The 22,928-nt window shown below is 37.6% G+C and carries 16 protein-coding genes and 3 rRNA genes; 9 read left to right on the top strand and 10 right to left on the bottom strand.

The genetic code is table 11. The annotated features are described in order from the left end of the window. Positions 1-7 precede the first annotated feature (7 nt). Positions 8-1,459: a hypothetical protein gene (locus tag TYM08_RS02820; RefSeq protein WP_422381455.1), complete on the bottom strand. Its 1,452-nt coding sequence runs from the start codon at positions 1,457-1,459 to the stop codon at positions 8-10. Between the two features lie 598 nt (positions 1,460-2,057). Between TYM08_RS02820 and TYM08_RS02815 the strand changes: the two genes are divergently transcribed. Beyond that, positions 2,058-2,867, top strand: coding sequence for a DUF4105 domain-containing protein (locus TYM08_RS02815; RefSeq protein ID WP_422381454.1), 810 nt, complete (start codon positions 2,058-2,060; stop codon positions 2,865-2,867). An 87-nt stretch (positions 2,868-2,954) separates the two neighbouring features. Here the strand turns inward: TYM08_RS02815 and TYM08_RS02810 are convergent, their stop codons facing one another. Continuing rightward, positions 2,955-3,176 (bottom strand): hypothetical protein, encoded by a 222-nt coding sequence (locus TYM08_RS02810; protein WP_422381453.1) that lies wholly within the window; start codon positions 3,174-3,176, stop codon positions 2,955-2,957. Between the two features lie 430 nt (positions 3,177-3,606). Between TYM08_RS02810 and TYM08_RS02805 the strand changes: the two genes are divergently transcribed. From TYM08_RS02805 to TYM08_RS02780, 6 genes are all read left to right on the top strand, one after another. After that, on the top strand, positions 3,607-3,825 hold the full coding sequence (locus TYM08_RS02805; RefSeq protein WP_422381452.1) for a hypothetical protein: 219 nt from the start codon (positions 3,607-3,609) through the stop codon (positions 3,823-3,825). A gap of 170 nt (positions 3,826-3,995) precedes the next feature. Further along, a complete protein-coding gene (locus TYM08_RS02800) occupies positions 3,996-4,361 on the top strand; it encodes a ZapG family protein (protein WP_422381451.1) in 366 nt (121 codons plus the stop codon). A gap of 26 nt (positions 4,362-4,387) precedes the next feature. Further along, complete coding sequence (locus TYM08_RS02795) at positions 4,388-5,425, top strand: alpha/beta hydrolase (RefSeq protein ID WP_422381450.1); 1,038 nt, start codon at positions 4,388-4,390, stop codon at positions 5,423-5,425. 119 nt (positions 5,426-5,544) lie between these two features. Further along, a complete protein-coding gene (locus tag TYM08_RS02790) occupies positions 5,545-6,537 on the top strand; it encodes a serine/threonine protein kinase (RefSeq protein ID WP_422381449.1) in 993 nt (330 codons plus the stop codon). A gap of 136 nt (positions 6,538-6,673) precedes the next feature. Then, the gene (locus TYM08_RS02785; protein ID WP_422382806.1) at positions 6,674-7,231 is read left to right on the top strand and encodes an SDR family NAD(P)-dependent oxidoreductase; all 558 of its coding nucleotides are present in this window, start codon (positions 6,674-6,676) and stop codon (positions 7,229-7,231) included. Between the two features lie 175 nt (positions 7,232-7,406). Further along, a complete protein-coding gene (locus TYM08_RS02780; RefSeq protein WP_422381448.1) occupies positions 7,407-9,233 on the top strand; it encodes a monovalent cation:proton antiporter-2 (CPA2) family protein in 1,827 nt (608 codons plus the stop codon). Positions 9,234-9,286: 53 nt separating this feature from the next. Here the strand turns inward: TYM08_RS02780 and TYM08_RS02775 are convergent, their stop codons facing one another. Next, positions 9,287-9,586, bottom strand: a complete 300-nt coding sequence (locus tag TYM08_RS02775) for a DUF6172 family protein (protein WP_422381447.1) — start codon at positions 9,584-9,586, stop codon at positions 9,287-9,289. A gap of 1,447 nt (positions 9,587-11,033) precedes the next feature. Between TYM08_RS02775 and TYM08_RS02770 the strand changes: the two genes are divergently transcribed. Next, complete coding sequence (locus TYM08_RS02770) at positions 11,034-12,266, top strand: SDR family oxidoreductase (protein WP_422381446.1); 1,233 nt, start codon at positions 11,034-11,036, stop codon at positions 12,264-12,266. Between the two features lie 541 nt (positions 12,267-12,807). Here TYM08_RS02770 and rrf read toward each other — a convergent pair. From rrf to pssA, 6 genes are all read right to left on the bottom strand, one after another. Beyond that, a 5S ribosomal RNA gene (gene rrf / locus TYM08_RS02765) occupies positions 12,808-12,922 on the bottom strand. A gap of 318 nt (positions 12,923-13,240) precedes the next feature. Then, a 23S ribosomal RNA gene (locus tag TYM08_RS02760) occupies positions 13,241-16,142 on the bottom strand. Positions 16,143-16,514: 372 nt separating this feature from the next. Continuing rightward, positions 16,515-18,054: ribosomal RNA gene (locus TYM08_RS02755) — 16S ribosomal RNA — on the bottom strand. Together the 16S, 23S and 5S rRNA genes form the textbook arrangement of a ribosomal RNA operon. Positions 18,055-18,457: 403 nt before the next feature. Continuing rightward, the gene (locus TYM08_RS02750; RefSeq protein WP_422381445.1) at positions 18,458-19,078 is read right to left on the bottom strand and encodes a sulfite oxidase heme-binding subunit YedZ; all 621 of its coding nucleotides are present in this window, start codon (positions 19,076-19,078) and stop codon (positions 18,458-18,460) included. Then, positions 19,078-20,055 (bottom strand): protein-methionine-sulfoxide reductase catalytic subunit MsrP, encoded by a 978-nt coding sequence (msrP, locus tag TYM08_RS02745; RefSeq protein WP_422381444.1) that lies wholly within the window; start codon positions 20,053-20,055, stop codon positions 19,078-19,080. Before msrP ends, TYM08_RS02750 begins: the two co-directional genes overlap by 1 nt. 289 nt (positions 20,056-20,344) lie before the next feature. Further along, the gene (gene pssA, locus TYM08_RS02740) at positions 20,345-21,136 is read right to left on the bottom strand and encodes a CDP-diacylglycerol--serine O-phosphatidyltransferase (RefSeq protein WP_422381443.1); all 792 of its coding nucleotides are present in this window, start codon (positions 21,134-21,136) and stop codon (positions 20,345-20,347) included. A gap of 343 nt (positions 21,137-21,479) precedes the next feature. Here pssA and TYM08_RS02735 point away from each other — a divergent pair, with 343 nt between their 5' ends. Then, on the top strand, positions 21,480-22,481 hold the full coding sequence (locus tag TYM08_RS02735) for a hypothetical protein (RefSeq protein WP_422381442.1): 1,002 nt from the start codon (positions 21,480-21,482) through the stop codon (positions 22,479-22,481). 31 nt (positions 22,482-22,512) lie between these two features. Here the strand turns inward: TYM08_RS02735 and TYM08_RS02730 are convergent, their stop codons facing one another. After that, a complete protein-coding gene (locus TYM08_RS02730) occupies positions 22,513-22,872 on the bottom strand; it encodes a glutaredoxin family protein (RefSeq protein ID WP_422381441.1) in 360 nt (119 codons plus the stop codon). Positions 22,873-22,928 lie beyond the last annotated feature (56 nt).

Below are 22,928 nucleotides of genomic sequence, written 5' to 3'. Positions count from 1 at the left end.
TGACAGATCAAGCTATGTAATCATGCATATTGTTGACATAATTTTTTTCAAAATCAAAATCGACTTCAGGATATTTATTAGTGTCCGTGCGATATATTAAAAAAGCGAGATCACGATGCAAAAAAGCAGACTGATCGTCGGACGGTTTTTTTCCAATTATCACCTTTTTATAAATAGAAATAAGTCTATCCTGTGTGGTTTGTTTGTAGACTCTAACTCTTAGTAAAATGGATAGAAGATCCGAACAAACTGATCCTCGTTTTGTAAACAGATTGACGTAGTGTATTTCCTCTGGATCGTTTGGATTTGGTTTTGCCCTATCAATAATTCTCTCAACCACATCCAAAATTTCATCGTCTATCAGCTTTTTATATGTTCTTAGTTTTTTTTGATATTCATAAACTTTGTTAGGGGTGTAGTTCCTACCATCGGGTACCGTTTTCATATAGTAATCTTTAATATATGTCACTAAGTAGGTTACGATTTCAGCCTCAGTTGCAGTTTCAAAATCAATATAATCTTCAGGTACTTTAAAAGCATTCGGAAAAATAGTCGCAAACTTATCTTCTGGTATCGTTTTTTGGGCATTTAAATAAAAGTCATCCTCACTGTCTTCATGTGAATAAAGAATTGCACAAAAATTATCTGATTTATTTAATTTTTCAAAATTAAGATTATTAAGCACATCGATACTGTCAGTATCAAAACGTTCATAGGCTAACTTTTCAAATTTTTTGATCGCCTCGTATTCAGCAGTGCCTTCCTCAAAGCTGTTTTCATTAAAGTCACTGGTGGCATCATAGAGTTGTTCATATAACTCTCGAATCGCATTTTCAGCCTTGTCATATTCGTCATGAGAAGGTGACTCCATTTCAAAACAAGCTGGGTTATAAAGCTCACTATTGTACCCTTCAGTTGCAGCTTCTTCTAACCCATCTTTACCTGCCATTTCATGCAGCGATTTTACTGTGTTCATTGTCGCAAGTTTATAGTGATGCCCAGGAAAAGATTGAATACAAAAAACATACACGGGCTCATTGCCCTCTTCAACATGGGTATCAATCGTATTTTGGCAATAGATTTGCAGCTCTTGTTTATATGTATCAAAAAAATTATGAATGACGGCCTCACTAAACTCCAGCTGGGCAAAGTCGTCTTGATATTCATTTGCAAGCTCTGTGTAGTAGGAAATAATGTCTAATGTCTCTTCGTCGACTTTATTTTGTTTTGTAAAGAAATCGAAACTTTCGATTAATACAACCACTTCAGGCGCAGAAAGCTTAATATAGAAAAATTTGTCAATTGTCTCTGGATAGGCCTCTCGGTAAGCAACGATTCTACTGATCATTGGGGCGATGATATCGAGCGCTTGATTTGATTTTTCAAGATGTAAAAAATAGGACAACAAGTTTGAATATAAAAAATTGTATTTTTGAGGGGTATCAGCTTCAAAATGCATAGGACATCCTTTCTAATTAGTTTCTCATAAACTGTACGACAGTTGATTTACCAGAAATCATTGGCGACCCAAAGAAAAAGCCCGCCAATGAAATTTTTGATTTGACAGTAGCAAGGCTCATTGTATGTAATTATATTTGTGAGTTAAAGTTTATTTGTGAGTTATAAGTATATTTGTGAGTTAAAAGTATATTATCGATAAAATGTTGTGCGTAAGTTGAGACCCTTTCTAATTTTACGACACTCACTTTCGGCTTTCGGCTTTCGGCTTTTGTACCAAACTTTGTAACAATGATCTCCGTTTATAGGAGTCTTTCTTTTAATATCAAGTCTTTTGGATGATAAAGCATTACGATTAGCGCACATGCGCAACAGCATTCAAAAATACACATTCACCTCTAAAATAACATACCAACACCCATTGACTGGTTTTTTCTAATAGATTGCACTAATTTGTTAATTGTAAGTTTTATAATAGATCTGTAAGCTCTTTAATTGTCCTTGTTGTATTTATGCAAAACTGATTTTACTGGATAACTCTACTAATTTAGACAAAATCCATTACACTTATATTCAATTTATTTAATCGATATCTTAATATGTATTTATATATTCTGCTCAGTTTAATCGTTATTTTTCTTTTAGTAGTGTTACTAAAACGCCCTAAAAAATTTGCCAACTGGACTGAAATTCATAAGAAAACACCCGATATTAAAATTTCAAACAACCTAGTTAATATTAAGAATATTAACGATTTTACTTATTTTGAAGACGGTGAAATCAAAGAAATAAAATACATCGAAAGTAATTACAATATCGATAGCGTTGTATCGGTTTGGTATGGAATTGCTCATTTTGCAAAATATGGAATTGCCCATTCCTTTTTAAGTTTTGAATTTGAAGACGGTCAGTATTTAGTCACATCAATTGAGGCTAGAAGAAAATCTCAACAAAAATTTAGCCCAGTAAAAGGTCTTTTTAAGGCATACAATAAAACCATAGTATTTGGTACAGAGAATGACCTAATTGGTTTACGTACGCATTATTTAAAACATAAAGTGTATTTATACCCATTAGATTTAGAGACACTTCAACCTCAAAATTTATTTAAAGCATTAGTAGATGAGTCTATCAAGTTAGAAAAACAACCTGAGTTTTATAACACGCTGGTTGATAATTGTTTTACTAGTATCGCTAAATATTCAAATAAGTTTAATGCATTTAGATTTTTATTTGATTACCGAGCAGTCCTACCTGGACATTCAGATACGCTGGCTCAAAAATGGGGTTTATTAGATACCTCGCTTTCAATCCAAGAATTAAGGCAATTATCCAAACTAAATCCAAAAGATTCAAATCCAACTAATAAAGATTTTTCACAACAAATTCGTAAAAACTATCGAATCTAGTCGTGCATTTTTTGTAATATGTCTCACCTTAAAGATGGGGCATATTTCACCCCCATTAATTCAAGCATTACTTTCTACTTGCTTCACCTATGGACTCACCGTTGCATAACTCGCCCCTAAATGTTCAGCCACTTTTTCAAGAGTATAGTGAACACTTAAATACGCCATTGCCACTGCTTCATTTCGAGTATTAAATATATTTTGATAAAAACCTAAGAATTTAACGGGGTTTAATTTTAACCAAGACGAGGGTTTAATTTTTCCTTGTTTAATGAATTTTCGATATTTCTCAGCTGAAGGCTTTCTCATTTTTTCCAAAGATAGATAACACCCAAAGGTGGTTAAACAATCGTGTTTTTATTTGCATCAACCGCACCTCGATAATTACTCCAAGGCCAATCTTTTGCACTACTAACCATTTGAGCTCTAACAAGATTCGGCATGAGATAACGACACAGCCACCAATAAATGACTACTTCACTCGATCAACATCCCGATATGGACTTGAATCGTCGCTGGAATACGCTACCTACTCGCTTATGTTTTCTATTAAAATTTTGGGGATAACTTCTGTTTATACATTTCATGCCTTTTTATAAATTGGTCCCCGCCGTTTCAATCAGCAAATTGCATTGGATTGCATTCAATAATTAATCTCACAGCTTATTCTTTGTATTTAGTGAAAAATACAGTATCGTCTACCTTTGGTTTATCCATCAACTCCACAAGAGAAAATAAAATGAAAAAGACACATTTAATTGCCGCGTTATTATCTACTATTATTATCAGTGCATGCGGTTCCAAAAAGTCAGAAGAAGCCGTTGTAATCGAGGATGTAAAAAAAGAAACTTATAATTTAATTACTGATTCAAAAGAAATCATCGACGAAGCGAAGGATGCCGCCAAACAACTTGAAGAAAATAGCAAAAAACAAATGGAAGAAATGAAAAGCTATTAATTTAAAATATTAAATTTGGCATGTTCCGTACAGAACATGCCTGTTTTTAAAGGTTTTTTTACAAATATAAACCTGCCTACGATAATCTAACTATTTCTACCCATTTGTTTTAGTTGCCTCTTTACATTCATTTGTTATCATTGATGCTCAGTTAATTGAGGAGTACGATCATGTTTATCAATATTGGATTAATCATTCTTGGCATTGGCACTGGCATACTCATTTATCACTTCTTTTTAATGAACAAGCATGGTGGTAAGTCATTATCTAAGCAACTTGCTGAGTTAAAAAAAGATCACCAGCAATATCAATATGATGTGTCTGAGCATTTTTCACAAACAACCGAAATGCTAGAAACATTAAACGAGCAATACGCCAAGGTGCAGCTTCATATTCAATCTGGTGCTGAGTTGCTAGTTAAAACTGAAAAAATCAGTGTGGATCAAATAGGTGATAATTCTGATGACACCGATTTACTAGAAATCCCAATTGATTATGAAGCCACTGAATCAGTCAAACCCAAAGACTATGTGTAATACCCAACCAAAGGATTCACTTTACAATGAAAAAGCTCAACCCGTTTGTACTTGAAAATACTGATGTGTATTCCTTTAGATCAAACATCACCAACAAACAGTACGGCATTTGCATTCAATACCCTGAAGGTTATTTACAACGTAAAGATCCCAAACCTTTGCCTGTCATTTATATATTAGATGCTCAATGGCACTTCCCTACTATTTGCGCCATTTACGGCACATTACATCACGACCGCCAAATGCCAGAGGCTTTAATAGTTGGCATTACTTGGCAAAACGGAAATTTGTTTGAACAACGCGCTCACGACTTAACCACTGATGTCGACCCAAGCTCGCCACACCATGGTGGTGCCGATGCGTTTATTGAGTGTCTTGATCAAGAAATTATTCCACATATCAAAAGCGAATATGCAACCACTGATAAAACTGTATTAATTGGCAGTTCATATGGTGGCGTGTTTTCTTATTATGCCTGTCTTGCTCGTCCTAATTTATTTAGTGACTACATAGCCTTTGGCATTGGGGTAAATTGGCTAACCAAAGAGGGAAAATTTAGAAAAGCATTGAATAATTTTGCTAATCATAAATTAACCCAACCTGTTCATTTAATTGCAGGTCGCGGTGAATGGGAACCAGCTGAAGAAGTTGATGCCATGACCCAACAGTTAACTGACATGAACCTTGATCAGTTTTCATGTGAATTTAAAATAGTTAAAAATGCAGGCCACGCATTAGTTAATCCAGAAGGATTCACTCAGGGCTTGCAAAGTATATTTAACCAACCAAACATTCAAGTTGCACTAGGTAGATTAGGAATGCTTTGTGGTAAATATCAAAACCAAGACACAAAAGAAGTAGTTGAAATTTTCATTGAAAACAACCAACTTGCTACGTTTACTGGATTTATCGCATCCCCTGTTGATTTTCCTAAAAAAGCGACATTACTTGCACTAAGCGATTCTTTATTTCATGTATTAGGGTGGCAGTACACGTTTGAATTTAAAGACAACCAATTGATCTACTCTCGATATAATAATCCTGAGACCTTTTACAAAATTTAGTATTACCGAAACCTGCATTTGCAGGTTTTTTTTTGCAAATTTATTACCTTTATTACAGAACCTTTTCCATTGGTGTAATAGGCTCTGCTACAATGCCATTTTTATTATGAGTATCTTTTATGTCTATTGTATCAACTGAAGTCCAACCTTTTGATCACCTTAGCCAAGATCTTATTTTGGATGCCATCGAGTCTGCTGGATTGTTAACCAGCGGCGTGATTTACCCATTAAACAGCTATGAAAACCGCGTATATTATGTGGGCATCGACGAAGCTCGTCCAGTGGTGGTTAAAATCTATCGCCCTGATCGCTGGAGCTTAGAGCAAATAAACGAAGAGTTAGAATTCATCAACGAGTTAGATGAATCTGAAAACGCTGTGATTGCGCCCCTTAAGATTAATGGCCAAATTAATGGACAATCTTATTTTGAATACAAAGACTACATCTTTGCTATTTGGCCGTTAAAAGGCGGCAGTCCTATTGAGTTAGATAACGAAGAGCAATTGTATTTAATTGGCCAAAAATTAGGCCGCATTCATTTGTGTGCGCAAAAACAAAAATTTGAACATCGCCCTACCTTAAGTTTGTTAAAACAGTATCAAGATTTTTGCGAACAGTTTTTAAAAATAGAATGGATCGACGGGTATTTATTAGAAAATTTCAAACAACAATTTGCACGCATCTTGCCGCATTTTGAACGCCTTGATCCTATTTACGAAAAATGTAAAAAGATTCGAGTGCATGGTGATTTTCATCCGGGCAACATTATGATTCGTGACGAAGAAGTATTCATTGTGGATTTTGATGACAGCTATATGGGTCCGGCTATTTGTGATATTTGGATGTTATTGTCTGGTGAAAAGTTTGAACACCCTAACCAACTAAGTGAAATTTTAGAAGGTTACGAAATATTTTTAGATTTTGATCGAAAAGAATTACAATTTATAGACGCATTACAAACATTAAGAATCATGCAACATCCTGTGTGGATTGTAAATCGTTGGAACGACCCTGCGTTTAAAAAGGCATTCAGTGATATTGAACATACCAATTATTGGCAACGTATTTTAAATTTAATATCAGGCAGTTTTTTAGAAATTGAGTATTTATAATTAGGAGGCAATTATGGAAACCATATTAATTACAGGCACAAACAAAGGCATTGGTTTAGAATTATTAAAACAATTTTCAACAAACTTTAATGTGCTTGCCACCTATCGTGGATAGCCAAGTGTTGAATTAAACGACATTGCACAATTAGCGAACGTGACGTTAATTGAGTTAGAAGTCACAAGTGATGCGTCTATTTCAAATATGGTAAAGCTGCTTGATAATCAAAGCATTGATATTTTAATCAACAATGCAGGTGTTATTAGCCCTGCTGATCAAAGCTTAGAAAAAATGGACACTAACGGTTGGATGCACGCCTTTGCGGTGAACAGCATTGCGCCATTTATGATTTCTACTGCATTACTGCCAAACTTAATGCAATCTAAACGCCCTAGAATATTAACCATATCTAGCATGATGGCGGCACTGCATCGAGACAGCATGGGTATGTACGCTTACAGAAGCTCAAAAGCAGCGGTTAATAAAGTGATGCAAACCATGTCCGTTGAGCTTAAAGATAAAGGCATTATTGTGTGTCCTATTCACCCAGGCTGGGTACAAACACAAATGGGTGGGGTTGATGCTGAAATAACAGCGCTAGAAAGTGCGCAAGGCATTTATAGATTGGCACAATCGGTGAAGCTTGAACAAAGTGGTACGTTTTTTACTTGGGAAGGTGACGTACACGTTTGGTAAAATAATCACAATTTTGTTGATAACTGAATAAGGATATTCAGTTATCCGCTTATTTTTCACGCCTGCAACCTATGTATATTTTCCTCACACCCACCTCCGGCTCGATTCAAATCTCTTTAATCAAAAACGATTATGCTACAATTCTGTTCAATTACATACAATTGAGGATTCCCTAATGGGGCATGAGTTTTTATCCATGGCGGTCATTTATTTATTAGCTGCTGTGATTTGCGTACCTATCGCCAAACGACTGGGACTGGGTTCGATTTTAGGTTACTTAATTGCCGGCATACTCATCGGCCCTTTTGTTCTTAAGTTAGTAGGTGACCAAACTTCAGTCATGCACTTCGCCGAGTTTGGTGTGGTTATGATGTTGTTTTTAGTGGGCATGGAATTAAAACCCGCCTTGCTTTGGAAGTTACGTTTATCAATTTTGGGCCTAGGCGGCTTACAAGTAGGCCTTTCGAGTGCTATTTTTTATGGCATATTTCATTATGGATTTAATTATTCTTGGCAAGCAGCCACTGCTATTTCATTAACCTTATCTCTTTCTTCAACGGCGATTGTTTTACAATATTTAAATGAGAAAAAATTACTCTCATCAATTGCAGGGCAATCGTCGTTTTCAGTTTTGTTATTTCAGGATATAGCGGTTATTCCTATTTTGGCAATCTTCCCATTATTAGCCATTGCAGGTTTACACAATGAAAGCGTTGATGATCATGCAAGTACAGGTTTACATTTAACAGGCTGGTTAAAAGCCATTGTTTCTATTTCAGTTATTGCGGCCATCGTGTTTGTGTCTCGGTTTATTTTAAATCCATTATTTAGAATGATTGCAAAAAGTGAACTGCGTGAAATGTTTACGGTTTGCGCATTAATGATTGTTGTGGCCATTGCCTTTGTAATGGACTTGATTGGACTTTCAGCAGCTTTAGGTACATTTATAGCGGGCGTGGTTTTAGCAGACAGTGAATACCGTCATCAGCTAGAAGTGGACATCGAGCCCTTTAAAGGTTTGTTATTAGGGTTGTTTTTCATATCGGTTGGCGCGAGTATGAATTTTGATGTATTAATTAATCAGCCGATTTTTGTATTAGGTATCACTTTACTTGTATTGATTGTTAAAATGGTTGTACTGTTTTCTATTGGCAAACTATTTAAATTACCTCAATCACAAAATCGACTATTTTACTTTTGCTTAGCCCAAGCTGGCGAATTTGCCTTTGTATTATTTTCATTTGCCAACCAAAACAACGTATTAAGTGTCGAGCAAACTAACCCGTTTGTTTTAGTTGTAGCATTAACCATGTTAATTACACCATTTATGCTAATGGCATATGAACGTTTTTTTGCAGCCAATAATAATATACAAACAAACGACCGCGTTCATGATCGTGTCGACGAAAGTAACCCTGTTGTCGTCATTGGATTTGGACGTGTGGGACAAATAATTGTACGTTTATTACATGCTAATGGATACGGGACAACCATTTTAGAGCGCGACCCTGACCACATTGAAATGGTAAAAAAATATGGGTACAAAGCGTATTATGGAGATGCCACTCATACAGACTTACTACACAGCGCAGGCATTGAGCAAGCTAAATTATTAGTCATTGCCTTAAATAGCTTAGATAAATCTTTAAAAATTATTGAGTATGTTAGAAAGCATAATCCTGACATTAAAATTTTAGTCAGGTGTCGGGGGCGTTTTGAGGCTTATGAATTAATAAAAGCAGGTATAGATAATCCTTATCGTGAAACATTTTCATCGTCTATTGAAATGGCAAACGAAGCGCTGACTTCTTTAGGTATGTCTGAGCGAAGTGCAAAAAAGATTTGCACTAAATTTAAAGAAATTGATATTGAATTTGTACATCAAATGGCAGAAGAATACGATCAAGAAAATAACGATGTATTTATTGAAAAAGCCAGAACCAACCGAGAACAACTTGATATTATTCTTAAAAAAACTTTAGATGACCACGAAGAAAATTAGTTAAAAAAAACCAGATTCATAATCTGGTTTTTTTAAATTAACACTCATTAGAATTATGAGCTAAATCTCACGCGCTCACTTTTTAAAGCTGAACGAGCTAATATTTCAATATAAAAACCAGTACAACCTTCAGATTCAGCTTGCGAAATACTTTCAATCATATTTTCAACCAACACAACTGCTGCGGATTCTTGAGTTAAGCCAAATTTACAATCAAATTCCCAGTAATCAAATCCACTAGGCAACGCTTTATTGCGTTCGCGTTTTAAGTATTTTTTAACATCGTGTTTTGCGGACTCAACCAAACGAGCAGGTTTGATCTTTGGATGGTCTAAATTATATGTCTTTTTCATGATTAAGCCTTGGTTAGAAACGGCGCGTATCATACGCCAGATTGCATTCAAATTCGATCATTTAGATAACTTAGGGGACTAAATGATCAAATTTGTTTGTAACATCAGGTAAAAAATAGCACTGAAGCTTGGTTATTCATTGATATTCCTTATTTAATCAGTGATAGCAAATAATTCTCAAGGTAAGTATTAAACTCAGATGAATGTCGCTTACCCTAATGGCTAAATGACCTTATCGATAAATTTGAAGTTAATATAGGCTATTTTTCTTATTAGAGACTGCGTGTTTTGTCAAACTCGACAATGAATAATTTGTTTAAATGACCGTTCGAAATTCACTTAACTGAAACATTACAGTCTCATAATTATATCTTAAGTAACATTATTAGAAACAAATTGTTAAACACTAAAAAATGAGAGTTAAATTAATAGTGACAGCTTAACTTCTGAAGTTTAAATGTTTAAATCACCTAGAAAGGTCAGGATACTTCATTGATATATTTACAAAAATGAAAAAACGCATAATAAAAGTATTACCTTCATTATATTCCCTTTAAAGGGCTATTTTTTAAACTTGTGATGCTGCATCTGCAACAATTAGAATTCAAACGGTTTTTCATCCATTTTAATACCGCTATGACATTAAGTGAATTAGGGTATGGCATTGTTTATTTAAAGCCCCATAGTTGGAATAATCGCTCTTTACGCCTATCAAGTGATTGATAGGCGTTGTTTATTTATAAAGGATCAAGCTTGTTGATTAATTTGAGTATCTACTGAATATATTGACCCTGTCATCATATAGTAGATTTATAGATAGATAGTTGGTTATTTACAGATAAGATATTCTTAGGATTTATTTGGCTGTATCAACAATTTGATTACTGATTAAAATCGTGTCAAAAGTACCAACTAAAAATTATCAAAATTTTAACTGTAGTAAAGAAGGAAGTATATTTGAAGATTTCAATTTTCAAACGAAATATAAGACATTGAAAAAGTAAAATTTATTTATCCAATATCTTTTTTACCAGCCAAATTTATTTCTCACCAAGTGAATTTATAGGTTCAATATTTGAGTCAATATTTTAGCGACCTTCTTTCAATGACAGCCATATATTTGACGAAATAAAATATTTAGAATCAGCTCACAAAATTCATTATCCAATTAATAATCTAAAATTATGGCATATTATTTTATTGATAATTTTTTTGATTATCGTTTGAAACTATACGACACCAAGTGACAAAACACGTCACAAACTAGCAAATTAATTCAAAATTATTTTCTAAAAATATTAATTATTTATGAAATAAATTTTTTTTAGAAAAAAGATTAAATTCTTTATTTACAGCATATTTACAACTAGGTAGTATAAAATCATTGAATTTTTTCAATACTATATTTTAAAGTTTTTTTACCAGGGTGAGGTGATACATGAAAAGTTTGAATGAAAAAAATATATTATTAACTGGCGTAACTGGATTAGTAGGTCGTCATATTCTATACGAATTATTATTAGAAAATATAAAAGGGATTTCAATCAATAAAATTTTTGTAACCATTCGAGCAACAGAACAATCCCCCTATGATCGACTTCAGGAACTATTTGATTTAGGTTCATGTCCAACAAGTTTAACAAAGTTCCCTTTTGAATATTTTTTAAACTTCATTGATATCATTAATACCGATTTATTATCTGATAATTTAGAAGCACTATTAAAAGATAGATTACCTCATGATTTAACGGTAATACATAGCGCAGCTAGTACAAATTTAGCATCAAATGATGCGGCAAAAGCAGATGTTTTTGACAACAATATGATCGCAACTTTTCATCTATTAAAAGCAGTAGCATCGAAAACCAAGAAAGTTTGCTATTTAAGTAGTTCTTTTGCTATTGGCCAAAAAGAAGGTGTAATAACCGATGATTATTTAACATCTACAAACGGCAGTTCACGTAATCATTATGAACAGTATAAATTGCAAACTGAAAAATCCGTTGTCGAATTTTGTAAGTCACATAATATGCAATGGCAAATATTACGGCCTAGCATTGTCTGCGGTCGTTTATTAGAAAAACCTTACTATTATATGAGTAAATTTGATGTTTTTTATGGGTTTGCTAAATGTGCAGCGTTTTTGCAAAACAAAACGAATAAACAATCGCCATTGAGGGTCACCTGCAATATGGTTAGCTCTTTGAATATTGTACCTGCAGACTATGTTGCAAAAGTTATCTGCAAGAGCATTCATTGTGATATCAAACAATTGAATATAGTACATAAAAACAATGTGAACTCTAGATTATTAGTTTCTGAAATTTTTAAATCCGTCGGACTTGCTCATTTTAAAATTGTAAGCGAAACACCTTCTGATTTAACTAAAGCAGAGCGATTCTATTATGCTACAGCTGGTTCAATATTTACTGAATATCTTTGCTCTCCGGAACAGAGTTTTGATGTTAGAGAGCTTAAAAAGATAGCTCATGATGTTGAGTTACCAGAAATTCAAAATGCATTACCAAAATTATTAGAATATGCAGCTAAATGTGAATTTGATTCAAAAAACAGCGCAACTCAAGCACTATCAATTGATAATGAAAACAACAATTCTGACTGGAAGGTATTAATCAAAGATATAAAAGTTAACCCATCAGAAAAGTGCCCTACTTATTAAGATTCATTACTTTTTTATTAAATGCCTCGAAAGAGGCATTTAATTTCAAACGCTCCTTATCTGTTAATCCATTACTCACACCAAAACGCTCACACCAAAACTTACTGCTTTAATTAACTAATCTGCGACTTACAGCTTTTTTAATTTTTCTTATTTATAGTTTATTCGTTATTTTTTTGCAGGCAATAAAAAACCCCACCAGGATAACCTGACGGGGCTCTTCATGTTCGGGCTTGGAGCCTGTCTTGCGACTAAACAAGCTAGGAAGGCTTCCTTCCGCTGTCTTGTTTACCAAGCTTCTAATTTATTCAGGGATGAATAATACGGTTAAACTAATAAAATACCAACTTTCATGCTTACATTTAATCATTTCACTATCCTACAGGCAATAAAAAACCCCGTCAGGATAACCTGACGGGGCTCTTCATGTTCGGGCTTGGAGCCTGTCTTGCGACTAAACAAGCTAGGAAGGTTTCCTTCCGCTGTCTTGTTTACCAAGCTTCTAATTAATTCAGGGATGAATAAATTAGACTTAATTGGCGTTTGACAATGACCTACTCTCACATGGGAACCCCCACACTACCATCGGCGATGCATCGTTTCACTTCTGAGTTCGGGATGGGGTCAGGTGGTACCAATGCTCTATGGTCGTCAAACAATTCTTTATGGCTTCCTGTTGTCTTAATGATTTTCTCTCGCTTTTCAGCTCAATTCAATCTGCAACGCTCGTCCAAATTCGGAAAATAAGTTTAAGTTTTATGTCTGTACTTCAAGTAACTTACGTCGCTCATTATACAGTATCTATCTCTTCGTTTACACACAAACTTCGTGCTTAAAATATCTTTCTTAGCTTCATTCGCTTCATTGTATCTCTACAATTTAGCTCATATAACGCTAAGTCTGTATGCCCTCCACGGATGGAGGAAATACTCAAAATCGTATGGAACGATTTTAGTAAACAGCTTAGGCGTTATATGGTCAAGCCTCACGGGCAATTAGTACAAGTTAGCTCAATGCCTCACAGCACTTACACACCTTGCCTATCAACCTGGTAGTCTTCCAGGGCCCTTTAGGGAATTAAATTCCAGTGAGATCTCATCTTGAAGGAGGCTTCCCGCTTAGATGCTTTCAGCGGTTATCCCGTCCGAACTTAGCTACCCGGCAATGCCACTGGCGTGACAACCGGAACACCAGAGGTTCGTTCACTCCGGTCCTCTCGTACTAGGAGCAACTCTTCTCAAATCTCAAACGTCCACGGCAGATAGGGACCGAACTGTCTCACGACGTTCTAAACCCAGCTCGCGTACCACTTTAAATGGCGAACAGCCATACCCTTGGGACCGGCTTCAGCCCCAGGATGTGATGAGCCGACATCGAGGTGCCAAACACCGCCGTCGATGTGAACTCTTGGGCGGTATCAGCCTGTTATCCCCGGAGTACCTTTTATCCGTTGAGCGATGGCCCTTCCATTCAGAACCACCGGATCACTATGACCTACTTTCGTATCTGCTCGACTTGTCTGTCTCGCAGTTAAGCTGGCTTATGCCATTGCACTAACCTCCTGATTTCCGACCAGGATTAGCCAACCTTCGTGCTCCTCCGTTACTCTTTGGGAGGAGACCGCCCCAGTCAAACTACCCACCACACAATGTCCTCGATCCCGATTAGGGACCTGAGTTAGAACCTCAAATGTATCAGGGTGGTATTTCAAGGTTGGCTCCACAACAACTAGCGTCGCTGCTTCAAAGCCTCCCACCTATCCTACACAAATACATTCAAAGTCCACTGCGAAGCTATAGTAAAGGTTCACGGGGTCTTTCCGTCTAGCCGCGGATACACTGCATCTTAACAGCGATTTCAATTTCACTGAGTCTCGGGTGGAGACAGTTTGGCCATCGTTACGCCATTCGTGCAGGTCGGAACTTACCCGACAAGGAATTTCGCTACCTTAGGACCGTTATAGTTACGGCCGCCGTTTACCGGGGCTTCGATCAAGAGCTTCGTCCGAAGACTAACCCCATCAATTAACCTTCCGGCACCGGGCAGGCGTCACACCGTATACGTCCACTTTCGTGTTTGCACAGTGCTGTGTTTTTAATAAACAGTCGCAGCCAACTGGTATCTTCGACTGTCGCTAGCTTAGGGAGCAAGTCCCATCACCGGCAACAGCGTACCTTCTCCCGAAGTTACGGTACCATTTTGCCTAGTTCCTTCACCCGAGTTCTCTCAAGCGCCTTAGTATTCTCTACCTGACCACCTGTGTCGGTTTGGGGTACGATTCGTTATAGCCTGAAGCTTAGAAGATTTTCCTGGAAGCATGGTATCAGTGACTTCGGAGTCCGTAGACTCACCGTATTCGGCTCTCAGTATTCTCACTAAAGAGAGGGGACCGGATTTGCCTAATCCCCTTACCTACTACCTTAAACCAGGACAACCATCGCCTGGATCACTTAACCTTCTCCGTCTCTCCATCGCAGCTATAACAAGTACGGGAATATTAACCCGTTTCCCATCGATTACGCTTCTCAGCCTCACCTTAGGGGTCGACTCACCCTGCCCTGATTAACATGGGACAGGAAACCTTGGTCTTCCGGCGAGGGAGTTTTTCACTCCCTTTATCGTTACTCATGTCAGCATTCGCACTTCTGATACCTCCAGCAAACCTCTCGATTCACCTTCAACAGCTTACAGAACGCTCCTCTACCATTCTTATAAATAAGAATCCGTAGCTTCGGTACTATGTTTGAGCCCCGTTATATCTTCCGCGCAGGCCGACTCGACTAGTGAGCTATTACGCTTTCTTTAAAGGGTGGCTGCTTCTAAGCCAACCTCCTAGCTGTCTAAGCCTTCCCACATCGTTTCCCACTTAACATAGATTTTGGGACCTTAGCTGACGGTCTGGGTTGTTTCCCTTTCCACGACGGACGTTAGCACCCGCCGTGTGTCTCCCGGATAGTACTCACAGGTATTCGGAGTTTGCATGGGGTTGGTAAGTCGGGATGACCCCCTAGCCCAAACAGTGCTCTACCCCCTGTGGTATAAGTCCGAGGCGCTACCTAAATAGCTTTCGAGGAGAACCAGCTATCTCCGAGTTTGATTAGCCTTTCACTCCTATCCACACGTCATCCCCTAACTTTTCAACGGTAGTGGGTTCGGTCCTCCAGTTGATGTTACTCAACCTTCAACCTGCACATGGATAGATCACTCGGTTTCGGGTCTACACCCAGCAACTCAACGCCCTATTAAGACTCGATTTCTCTTCGGCTCCCCTATTCGGTTAACCTTGCTACTGAATGTAAGTCGCTGACCCATTATACAAAAGGTACGCAGTCACCTAACAAGTAGGCTCCCACTGCTTGTACGTACACGGTTTCAGGATCTATTTCACTCCCCTCACAGGGGTTCTTTTCGCCTTTCCCTCACGGTACTGGTTCACTATCGGTCAATTAGGAGTATTTAGCCTTGGAGGATGGTCCCCCCATATTCAGTCAAGGTTTCTCGTGCCCCGACCTACTCGTGTATCATGTATATAGTTCTTTCGTATACGGGGCTATCACCCACTATGGCGGCACTTTCCAGAGCCTTCTACTAAAACTATATATACTTTTGGGCTAGTCCCCTTTCGCTCGCCGCTACTTAGGGAATCTCGGTTGATTTCTTTTCCTCCGGGTACTTAGATGTTTCAGTTCTCCGGGTTAGCTTCTTTACCCTATGTATTCAGGTAAAGATAACCGCCTTATGACGGTTGGGTTTCCCCATTCAGGAATCTCGGGATTATAGGATGTTATCGCCTCCCCCGAGCTTTTCGCAGATTTCCACGCCTTTCATCGCCTCTAATTGCCTAGGCATCCACCGTGTACGCTTATTCACTTGACCATATAACCCTAAACAGTCTGCATTGACTCAATCTTACGATTGGATCAACAAGACTTAGGTTATATGCACAAAGCCAATAATGTTCTTGGTGATACTCAAGGTTTTGAGCTTTCGCTCAATCTCTCTTTTTCATTTATTACATTTTATAACGATATTTTTTCGCACAACGCTTGTATATAAACTCAGTTTTTAAATAATTGTTTCATGTAAGTGTCATAAATGGCGCTTACAGTCTTTCAATACATAAAACTTATTTTCATTTTCCAAATTTTTAAAGAACATGATTTTTTATACAGCCTGACTAAATTAGCCAAGCTATGTCAAAAAATCTAAAAAACAATTTGTGTGAACACTGATCAAAGTCTTATCGTTTAAGGAGGTGATCCAGCCCCAGGTTCCCCTAGGGCTACCTTGTTACGACTTCACCCCAGTCATGAATCACAAAGTGGTGACCGTCCCCCCGAAGGTTAGACTAGCCACTTCTTTTGCAACCCACTCCCATGGTGTGACGGGCGGTGTGTACAAGGCCCGGGAACGTATTCACCGTGGCATTCTGATCCACGATTACTAGCGATTCCGACTTCACGCAGTCGAGTTGCAGACTGCGATCCGGACTACGAAACACTTTGAGGATTGGCGCCCCCTCGCGGGTTAGCAACCTTCTGTATGCTCCATTGTAGCACGTGTGTAGCCCTACTCGTAAGGGCCATGATGACTTGACGTCGTCCCCGCCTTCCTCCGGTTTGTCACCGGCAGTCTCCTTATAGTCCCCGACATTACTCGCTGGCAAATAAGGATAAGGGTTGCGCTCGTTACGGGACTTAACCCAACATTTCACAACACGAGCTGACGACAGCCATGCAGCACCTGTCTCAGAGTTCCCGAAGGCACTAAAGCATCTCTGCTAAATTCTCTGGATGTCAAGAGTAGGTAAGGTTCTTCGCGTTGCGTCGAATTAAACCACATGCTCCACCGCTTGTGCGGGCCCCCGTCAATTCATTTGAGTTTTAATCTTGCGACCGTACTCCCCAGGCGGTCTACTTATTGCGTTAGCTGCGCCACTAAGAAGACAAGCTTCCCAACGGCTAGTAGACATCGTTTACGGCGTGGACTACCGGGGTATCTAATCCCGTTTGCTCCCCACGCTTTCGCACCTCAGCGTCAGTATTTGTCCAGGGTGTCGCCTTCGCCACTGATGTTCCTTCAGATCTCTACGCATTTCACCGCTACACCTGAAATTCCACACCCCTCTACAATACTCTAGTATGCCAGTTTTGGATGCAGTTCCAAGGTTGAGCCCTGGGCTTTCACATCCAACTTAACATACCGCCTACGCGCGCTTTACGCCCAGTAATTCCGATTAACGCTCGGACCCTCCGTATTACCGCGGCTGCTGGCACGGAGTTAGCCGGTCCTTCTTCTTTGGTTAACGTCACGGCTGATTGCTATTAACAACCAACTTTTCCTCACCAATGAAAGTGCTTTACAACCCTAAGGCCTTCTTCACACACGCGGCATGGCTGCATCAGGCTTGCGCCCATTGTGCAATATTCCCCACTGCTGCCTCCCGTAGGAGTCTGGACCGTGTCTCAGTTCCAGTGTGGCTGATCATCCTCTCAAACCAGCTACGGATCGTCGCCTTGGTGAGCCATTACCTCACCAACTAGCTAATCCGACGCAGGCCCATCTAATAGTGTATGGCCCGAAGGTCCCATACTTTGGTCCGTAGACATTATGCGGTATTAATCCAAATTTCTCTGGGCTATCCCCCTCTATTAGGTAGGTTCCTACGCGTTACTCACCCGTCCGCCGCTCGACGCCTTCTAGCAAGCTAGAATCGTTTCCGCTCGACTTGCATGTGTTAAGCCTGCCGCCAGCGTTCAATCTGAGCCATGATCAAACTCTTCAGTTTATATCTAGATACTCATTATTATTAAAACTACTGTAAATAAAATTCACTATGTAAGCTCTAATTGAGTCAAATTTTTTGTGCCGATCTCACGATCTACCGAGGTAAATCATGGACCAGCTATTCGACTTCAACCAGTGCCCACACAAATTGTTTTTTTGTTTGTTAAAGAACGTTTGCTTAAGTAGCCGTTTGGCTTCGTTAAGCGAGGCGCGCATTATATAGAGTTGCGAACCTTTGTCAATCTTTTTTAAAATTTAATTTTGAATTAGATTTTAAAAATTACTAACTGAATCAAGTACTTAGCACGCTTTGGCCTCGCTTTGATCCCCCTCTGTCTCAGCAGGGAGGCGAATAATACGCGTTTTAGATTTGAGTGCAACCTTTATTTAGATAAATTTACGATTTATTTTTTAAATCGTAAATTTAATAAAAAGGGCAGTCTCAAGCAAAGTAAAACAAATAGAACTAATGCATGCATTAAAGGTTCAAAAAATGTATCCCTTACTTGCATCCATTCATGCACAACAGTGAGAATAGCAATAACGTAAACAAAACGATGAATCACAACCCATTTCTTTTTTAGTTTTTTCATCATCCACTTTGGGGAGGTGATTGATAATACAGTCAAACCAAGCCAAGCCACAAACCCCACAAAAATATAAGGACGCTGCGCCACATCTTCCATTAATAGATACCACGACCACTCAAGCAAGAATGTACCATAAGATAATATATGTAAACTGGCGTAGAAGAAGACATACAAACCCAACATACGCCTAAATTTGACTAGTTTTGAAAAACCAAGCCATTTTTTAAGAGGTGTAATTGCAAGCACGATCCATAGTGAAATTAAAGTAATCTCACCAAATCGATCAACCAAGACTTTACCAGGCTCAGAACCCAGTTGATTAGGTAGTCCTTTTTGTAATTTGATGATTTCAATAATATTTACAATCAAAGGCACCAAAGCAATTAAGAAAATCCCCCACCACCACGCAAGCTGCTTAATTCTTTTAGCATTCATTATATAAACTTCTTCAGATCCATACCTTTATACAAAGAAGCAACCTCGGAATAACCGTTAAACATCTTAGTATCTACACGATTTGCCGAAAACAACCCATTTGGTAGGCGACGTTCAGTTGCCTGACTCCAACGTGGATGATCCACTTCAGGATTTACATTTGCGTAAAACCCATACTCTTTTGAAGAGATTGCATTCCATGTTGTATAAGGCTGCTCTCCAACAAAACGAATTTCGACAATGGATTTAATACTTTTAAACCCATACTTCCAAGGAACTACTAATCGTAATGGCGCTCCATTTTGAGCAGGTAATGATTCACCATATAACCCAATCGCCATAAATGATAAATCATGCATCGCTTCATCCATACGCAAACCTTCTCTATACGGCCAGTCAATGTTGGAAAAACGATCACCAATTGCAGGAAACTGTTCTTTATCATCAGAAGTTACAAATTGAATATATTTTGCTTTGGAAGTAGGTTGAAGCTTTTTAATTAAACTTGCTAAAGAAAACCCCATCCAAGGAATCACCATCGACCAAGCCTCAACACAACGTAAACGGTAAATTCGTTCTTCTATCATCATTTCTTTAATTAAATATTCAAGATCAAATGTACCTGCTTGCTCAACATGACCTGAAATTTTTACCTGCCAAGGAAATGGTTTGAAATTTTCAGACTTTAATTTTGGCGCTGCTTTATGAGTACCAAATTCATAAAAATTATTATGTGAAGTCACATCCGAATAAGGAGTTAATTGATCTTCAGCCTTTATAGTCGTCCCTTTGCTAATAGATAACTTATCTTGCATCCATTTCGGTGAGCTATCTTTTTTTATTTCATCGGAAGCAAAGCTTTGGACACCTACACCAAGGGCAATAGAACCCGCCATAAACTCCCTACGACGAACAAAAATGTCTTTTGGAGTGACATCACTTTCTTTTAAATCGGTTTTAAATTTAAGTAATCGCATCAATTAGGCCCTATTCAAGTAATGATTGGATGAAAGTTTTACGCAGTAAAGACTATTTAGATCATAGCCTATATTAATTGTTACAAAATCATGGGAGAAAACAGAAAAATCAAACCTTGAAATCATTAACGTTTTGATTCCAAGGAAAATATGAGTTTGCGCGTGCAAATTTCGATATGAGTAGAAAAGTTACTTATTTTTTAACAAGCAATCCATGCGTGTTTAAAAAAATACCAATAGTAAAAACTTGGACAATATTGGCTATGTAGCAATATTGCCCTAAACCCTGTTATTTAGAATCATTGATAGGCTGTTTTTTTGCCAACATCTTTTTGGCAAAACAATACACTTCAAACATAACCCCTGTAATAACATAGGTAATGGACATAATGGTTAGAGAATACTCCGGCTTTGAAACAATCAATGCAAAAACAATCAAAAATAAAGGAACCAACACAAACGGCATCTTTCCAGACGTACCAATTACCTTAAAACTAAAGTACCGAACATTAGACACCATTAAAATGCCCACAAAAGCCACGACTGCTGCTATATAGTACGAATAATCCTCACCTTTAATTTCATAAACACTCATTAGCCACACCCCACCGGCAATTACTGCAGCAGCGGCAGGACTAGCTAACCCAATGAAAAATCTTTTATCCGACGTGCCAACCTGTGTATTAAATCTTGCCAATCTTAACGCACCCGCAGCCACATAAACAAATGCAACCATCCACCCTAATTTATCAATTGAATGAAGCGCAAATTGATATGCTAACAATGCTGGAGCCAGACCAAATGAAATGCAATCAGATAATGAATCATACTCCGCACCGAAATCCGATTGAGTATTAGTCATTCTTGCAATTCGTCCATCTAATGTATCCAAAACCTGCGCTGCAAAAATTGCCATAGCCGCGCCAATAAAATCGCCTTTTATTGCAGCAATAATTGCGTAAAACCCAGCAAACAAGGCACTAGTCGTTGCTAAATTCGGTAAAATATAAACACCCTTTGCTCGATGTTTAATTTGAGATTCTGACGACTCAGTTATTTCTGATGAATTTAAATCACTCATAAAGTCCTACTTGTCTAAAAAAAAACACATGATAAAGCACCGATTCATTAGTTCCAACCTTTTGTTACATAACCATTAGACTCTTAATCTGAAGATTTGAGTAATTCATCCCTGAACACATAAACAAACACACAAGCATAAAATGCAATATAACTACACAAAACACTACCATTTTTATCCTTAAGACCCCTAAAGCGTCCACTATATTAAATAAAGGGAACAAACGAATTATATTCATATTTCACTAATAAAGTGTGCGGTTATGCAATTTACAAACGACATCCATAGCAAATCGACGAGTTATATAACTGCAACCCGTTGCGTGTTATTTAAAGTTTTCACTATGATTATATTAGGTGTTTTAACTGAACTATCTTATGCAAATATTCATGGACAGATTGAAACAGCAAATAACACCTTATCTACAAAAAATTGGCACATCACCACAGAAGCCGTTGCTTATTTATACAATTACGAATGGTTTGAAGAACATGGCGCTCAAGGTTATACACTTTTTGGCAATATCGCTCCAATTTATGCAAGTCGCCAACTCAACAGCCGAGTTGAATTAGATATTGGCGCAATAGGCTTTATAAAATATGGAAGTGATTCTCAAAATACCATCAAACCTTTGTTTCGCTTAAATATTGATTTAAATAACGATCAAAATTTGATTCTTGGTGTGCTCAATCAATCTCATGACATTCATCAAGGTTTAAGTATGGATAATGACTTTTATCAACAACAAGTCGAACAAGGAATTCAATATTTAAACTCATCCCAACGAAACAACATGGATTTATGGGCAAATTGGAAAGTGGCAGAAACAGAAAACACAGCAGAATATTTTGAAGTAGGTGCAATTCATTCAAATAGATTTTTGAAAAGTAAAAATATGCATCTATTTACTAACGAACAAATATTTATTACCCACAAAGGCGGCCAAGAAACAAACGACAATCAATTTGAAAAAGGCACTTGGCTGCAAATGAAGTTAGGTGGTCAGTATCGTGACAATCAAATATCTGTAGCGTTACTTTCATCAAAATATGAAAATGAGTTAATCAATAACAAACTTGCCACAGCCTTCCAAGTGAATTACAACAAAACATGGAATCGAATAAATAATAAAATAAAATTAAACGCATCCCATTTTATAAACAATCAATTTTATAATCCAAAAGGCCACACTGGATACAATCAAAAGTCGTTCTCTAATATTTCAATTGAGTCCAACTGGTTAAGATCCGATCAATTGAGTATATCAACAGGATTAAGTTTAGACTGGATCAATGGCTCATTTTCCACAGTGCAATATTTAAATATTTCATTGATTGCAAAATAAAAAAGGCTGAAATTAATCAACCTTTATTACTTCAAAGTGTGCGCATTCTTATGTATTCAATAATGTCCGACGATTCAAACATCCAACGTACATTTGAACCTTCAACTATCTTCAAACAAGGCACCTTTAAACGACCTGCGCCATCTAATAGCTCTGTTTTTGCGACCTCATCCCTTTTTGGATCCTTCAATGGAATGCGTATAGATTGTCTTTTTAATTCACGGCGAACTTTTACACAAAATGGACAGGATTTATATTGATATAAGGTTAACCCTTTGACTTTTTGCTCTATTTGCTTTTGAAAAGCTGCGCTGCGCTTTACAGATTTTGGCGTAAACACCCAATCTAAAAATAAAATCAAAGCCCCTAATACTACACGAATTATTTTCATATTTAGACTCTCAATTTTTAAAAACGCGAATTATACTTAAAAAACAATAGAAGCAT

Source organism: Marinicellulosiphila megalodicopiae (assembly GCF_045862395.1).
Taxonomy (GTDB): Bacteria; Pseudomonadota; Gammaproteobacteria; order Pseudomonadales; family Natronospirillaceae; genus Marinicellulosiphila; species Marinicellulosiphila megalodicopiae.
Note: the sequence above shows the minus strand (reverse complement) of the source record. Positions and strands in the feature narration are given on the sequence as shown.